The organism is Streptomyces sp. NPDC058964 (assembly GCF_042741275.1).
Lineage (GTDB): Bacteria > Actinomycetota > Actinomycetes > Streptomycetales > Streptomycetaceae > Streptomyces.
Map to the genome: position 1 here is coordinate 1 of NZ_JBHYKH010000590.1, position 5,291 is coordinate 5,291.

At 73.6% G+C, this 5,291-nt stretch carries 1 protein-coding gene and 1 pseudogene; both read right to left on the minus strand.

The features are described 5' to 3' along the window. The coding region (locus tag ACFW2E_RS40940) for a beta-ketoacyl synthase N-terminal-like domain-containing protein (protein WP_384475437.1) at positions 1–3,555 on the minus strand (3,555 nt) is incomplete at its 3' end. A gap of 701 nt (positions 3,556–4,256) precedes the next feature. Further along, positions 4,257–5,291, minus strand: a pseudogene (locus ACFW2E_RS40945) (hydrolase); the annotation flags it as partial.

A 5,291-nucleotide genomic window follows, 5' to 3' on the forward strand; every position in this document is an offset into this window, starting at 1 on the left:
GTCGCGCAGCCGCCAGGGGCTGCCGTCCGACTCGGCGGCCCTCAGCAGGTCCTCGATCGCACGGCCGGCCGCCGCCTGGTCCCTGCCCCGGAAGGTGAACAGCTCGGCGGGCCACTCGTCCAGGCCCTGCTCCGGTGGCACGGCGTCCGCGTGGGCCCGGAGCACGACGTGGAAGTTGGTCCCGCCGAAGCCGAACGCGCTCACCCCGGCCACGCGTTCGCCGGCCGGAGCCGCCCACGGCCGGGCCCGCGTGTGGAAGGCGAAGGGGCTGCTGCCCTCCTGCCATGCGGGGTTGGGGTTCTCCAGATGCAGGGTGGGCGGCTTCACGCCGGTGTGGAGGGCCAGGGTGGTCTTGATCAGCCCGGCGAGACCGGCGGCGCACTTGGTGTGCCCGATCTGCGACTTGACGGAGCCGAGCGCACAGCCGCCCGGCCGCGCCCCGGCGGTGGTGAACACCTCTCCCAGGACGGTGAGTTCGGTACGGTCGCCGACCACCGTGCCGGTGCCGTGCGCCTCGACCAGGCCGACCTCGGCGGGCGAGATGCCGGCGTTGCGGTACGCCCGCTCCAGCGCGGCCCGCTGACCCTCGGGCCGGGGCGCGGTCAGGCCCAGCGAGCGGCCGTCGCTGGAGGCGCCGAGTCCCTTGATCACGCCGTAGATCCGGTCGCCGTCGCGTTCGGCGTCCGCCAGCCGCTTGAGGACCACGCAGGCGACGCCCTCGCCGAGGGCGATGCCGTCGGCCGAGCTGTCGAAGGCCCGCGACCGGCCGGTCGGGGAGAGAGCGTGCACGGAGGAGAAAAGGACGTAGTCGTTGATGCCGTTGTGCAGGTCGGCACCGCCGCACAGGACTACGTCGCTGGTGCCCGCGGTGAGTTCCTTGCAGGCCGCGTCCACCGCGGCCAGTGAGGACGCGCAGGCCGCGTCCACGGTGTAGTTGGCGCCGCCGAGGTCGAGGCGGTTGGCGATCCGGCCCGAGATGACGTTGGCGAGCATGCCGGGGAAGGAGTCCTCGGTCAGCCGGGGCAGCTGCTCCGCCAGCCCGTCGGGCACCTTGCCGTAGTACGACGGCAGTACGGCACGCAGGGTGGCGGCGTTGGACAGGTCGCTGCCCGCCTCGGCCCCGAAGACGACGGAGGTGCGCGAGCGGTCGAACTCCCGTGCCCCGTCGCCGTATCCGGCGTCCCGCAGCGCGCGCCGGGCGGCCTCCAGGGACAGCAGCTGCACGGGTTCGACACTGCCGAGCGAGGCCGGCGGAATGCCGTAGGCCAGGGGGTCGAAGGGGATGCGCGGCAGGAATCCGCCCCACTTGGACGCGGTGCCGCCGCCGGTGTGGTGTACCGCCGGGTCCCACCGGTCGGGCGGGACCTCGGTGACGGCGTCGTGTCCCGCGACGACGTTCGACCAAAAGGCGGCGAGATCGGGGGCCTGCGGGAACATGCAGGCCATACCGATGACGGCGATGTCCAGGGGGGCCGGAGCCACCGGATCCGCCGCCCGGTCCCCGCCCGCCCGCGGCCCCGGCTCCCCGGTGCGCTCGGCGAGGAAGTCGGCCGCGCCGTCGGTCACGGAACGGTGCAGGGCCTCGAGAGTGGTCGTCGCCGAGCGCAGGACGGCGACTTCTCCGGCCATGAACAAGCCGTCGTCCAGCTGGCGTTGCTCGCTCACCGGCGTCAGCTCTCCGGACTCGGCCCGGTCGACGCCCTTGCCGGCGATGCGTAGCCGCCCGACGTTGAGCCGCTCCAGCTCCTCCCAGACCTGGCGGTCGGGCACGCCCCGGGCGCGCAACTCGGCCTCCCTCTCCCGGTAGTTCAGGGTGAAACGGCTGGGTATGCAGCGGGTGGCATGGCCGGGCGCGGTCTCCAGCAGGGTGGTGGCCTCGGCCGCCACGACCTGCCGCTGGAAGAGAGGCTGGATCGCGCCACGCTCGACCGCCTCCTCGGTGAAGAGGTAGGCGGTCCCCATCAGAACGCCGACGGCGGCGCCACGGGCGGTGAGAGGTGCGGCGAGCGCGGCGACCATCGCCGCCGAGCGTTCGTCGTGGACACCGCCCGCGAAGAACACCTCGATCCGCTGTGCCGTGTCGTCGTCCGCGCCGGCCAGGAAGTCCTCCAGTACGGCGAGTTGCGCCTCCCACAGCGGGAAGGCGGCCCTCGGCCCGACGTGACCGCCGCACTCGGAACCCTCGAAGACGAACCTGCGGGCCCCGGCCTCAAGGAACTGCCGCAGCAGACCCGGCGAGGGAACGTGCAGGAAGGTGCTGATCCCGGCCCGCTCCAGTGCCTCGGCCTGGGCGGGCCGGCCGCCCGCGATGATCGCGTGGCTGGGCCGCAGCTCCCGTACGGCTTCGAGCTGGGCGTCGCGGATGTCCTCGGGCGCGAACCCGAGCACTCCGACGCCCCAGGGCCGCCCGTCCAGCGCGGCACGTGTCTCCGCCAGCATCGCCCGTGTCCGCTCGCCGTCGGCCAGGGCCAGGGCCAGGAAAGGCAGCGCGCCGTCCGCGGCGACCGCGGCGGCGAACCGGGCCCGGTCGCTGACCCGGGTCATCGGTCCCTGCGCCACGGGCAGCCGGGTACCGAGTGCGCGGCTCATGGGCGAGCCGGGCCGCAGCGCACGGGCGGGCACGGGGTCGGGGCGGCCGTCCGGGACTTCGGGCGCGGCCGTGTCCGGCGCGGCGGCGCTCAGGGCATCGGTGCCGGCCGGCGCGGCCAGTGTCTCCCGGACCGCGGCCGTGATCCCGCGCACCGTCCGTCCCACGTCCTGCCAGCGCTCCGCGAAGCGTGCCGCGAGGAAGCCGTCCTGGCCGACCGGGACGAGCCGGGTGTGCGGGTCCTGGGCCCCCAGCAGTGCGGCGACCGCTCCGGGGCCGTCGGCGGGCGGGCGCGGAGCGCCGGGGCCGCGGCGGCGCAGTACCCGGTGGCCTGCCATGACGACGGTCTCGGAGCCGTCCAGGCGGCGGAGTGCCGCCGCGGTCGCCTCGGGAAGCGCGGATTCGGCCAGCAGCGCCAGTTGGGTGTCGAGGACGACTCCGGCCGCCCCGCCGGCCACGGCGGCGGCCGCCGTACGAGGTCCGATGCCGCCGCACGCCCAGACCGGGACGTCCGGCCCGGTTGCGGCGAGCAGCTGCTGGAGCAGTACGAAGGTGCTGAGCTCGCCGATCCGGCCGCCGCTCTCGCTGCCCCGGGCGATCAGTCCGTGCGCCCCGGCGCGGACCGCCTCCCGCGCCTGCGCCAGATCGGTGACCTCGGCCAGCACTCTGGGTCCCGGGGCGGCTTCGGAAGACGGCGGCCACGAGGCGCCGACCGCGAGAATCACGGTGTCGACCGATGCGAGGTCCTCGGGCCCCGTCCGGCAGTCGCCCGCGACGCGCACCCCGAACGGCCCCGGCGCCGTCCGTCTCAGTCGCCCGAGCGCCTCACGGGATCTTCGGTCGCCCTTCCCGAGGTCGAGGATCCCGAGTGCGCCGGCGCGACAGGCGGCCGCGGCGAGCCTGGCATCCGGTTCCGCCAAAGGTGTGACGCAAATGATCAGGTCCAGGGCGCGCACGGCAGACGTCATGATGCTCCGAATAATCGGTAAGACAGCACGGTGGGGGGTTGTGCGACGTGGAAGCTCTGGTGCGGGGCCACCGGAAACTAGCGACTTCATTACTGGCCGGTCAATAACGGTGCAGCCATTCCGCTTGTGGTGGCATAAATTCGGCCAGCGGTCGAAACTCACCACAAGAGCCGAAAATCCGAGCAATTCCCATCCGCCGTACGGCCGCCCGCACCGGGGTCCACACGCGTCACAACGCCACAAGCCCGTCAAAGCGTCCGGCGGATTCCCGCTCCGCTCACCCGTCGGCAACACGGCGGACGGCCGGGCCGACCTCTGTAAATTCCGCATGACTTCGGGCCCGTGGCTCGATCGGGCCACCCGGAAACCAGGACGGCGCGCACGTGTCCTCGCCCTGAGCTCAGCCTGACAGAAGCCTGCCGAAAACTGAATTGCATTCAGTCAAACGTGAATCGGGAAAAAATCTTGTAAACCCGTGAAGAAACGGCCGGGTAACCCCGTTCAGCCACGTCGGCGACGGGGCCGGCGGCCCGGCCGAGCGGCTGCCGCGGCGGGGGCCGACCTGCGCGACCGTCATGTCGCACCGCTCCCGCCGCCGCCCGGGTTCCGCGTGCCGCCGCAGGAGGAGTTCACCGCGGGCCGTCAGGCCGAAGCTCACCTCGCCGGCGTGCCCGACACAGCCGGACATCGCACGGTCCCCCTTACGGCAGTCCGCCGTCCCGATGCGACCACTGCCGGGATCCGGCTGACGTGCACGCCGCCAGTACGGTGCGCGCCCCCGCCTCGGCCCGGCCGCCCTCGAGGCCCGGACACAGCCGGGAGACGGCGCCGCGCAGTCTGCCGTGGGCGAACTCGACGGGCTCGCTCGCGAAGGCCGCGGACGGGGAGGCGCCGGCGGACGGCTCGCGCACGGCACCCGGGCGGTCCGCACCGCCGTTGCCCACGCGCCAGGTGGCGTGCGTCTCCGGGGAACCACCGCCGGTCCGGCCCGTGACCCCGAGCACGGTGGCGAGCAGTGCGAGCAAGGTGAGGCCGACGCCGACGGCCAGGGCCGTGCGCCGCCCGTTCCCGGACGCGGGGCGGTGCACCCCTGCCTCGGGCACGGCAGGGCGGCCGACGGCCGCGGGGTGTACGGGTTCCGGCGCGGGCGGCCTCTCCTCGAGGGTGCCGCGTCCGGGGCGCGAGTCGAGATAGCGGCGGGCGCCCCAGCCGAGCACGGACTCGGCGAGCAGGACCCCGAGGCCGCCCCCGAAATGGCCGAGCTGCTCGGCGGCGTGACCGCAGTGCCGGCACTCCGTCAAATGCCTTTGCACATCGGACGACAGGGAGCCCTCGCGCCGAATGGAAACGTCAAGCAGCCGGTTGTAGAAACGGCATTCCGCGGTGGGCGCGAGTTCCCGGTGGGCACGCACCAGACCGGTCCGGAATTGTTCGCGCGACTGCTCCAGCGCGGTCACCGCGGCGATGGTGTCCACACCCAACAGCGCGGCGGTCACGGTTATCGGTTCCGCCTCGGCCTCGGTGTGCCACAAGATGCATTGCGACGCCCCGGGGAGATCCTGGAAAGCGCGTTCGGCGAGTTGCCGTCTTTCCGGGGTGCCGGACATTGCCGCGCGTAGGCCGCGACCACCGGTGGGCTTGCGCAGTTCCGGCAGGACGACGCGGATTCCTTCGTCGGCGGCCCACTCCCTCACGGTCTCCCGCACGGCCACGAGGAACTGCGGGCGCAGTGCGCC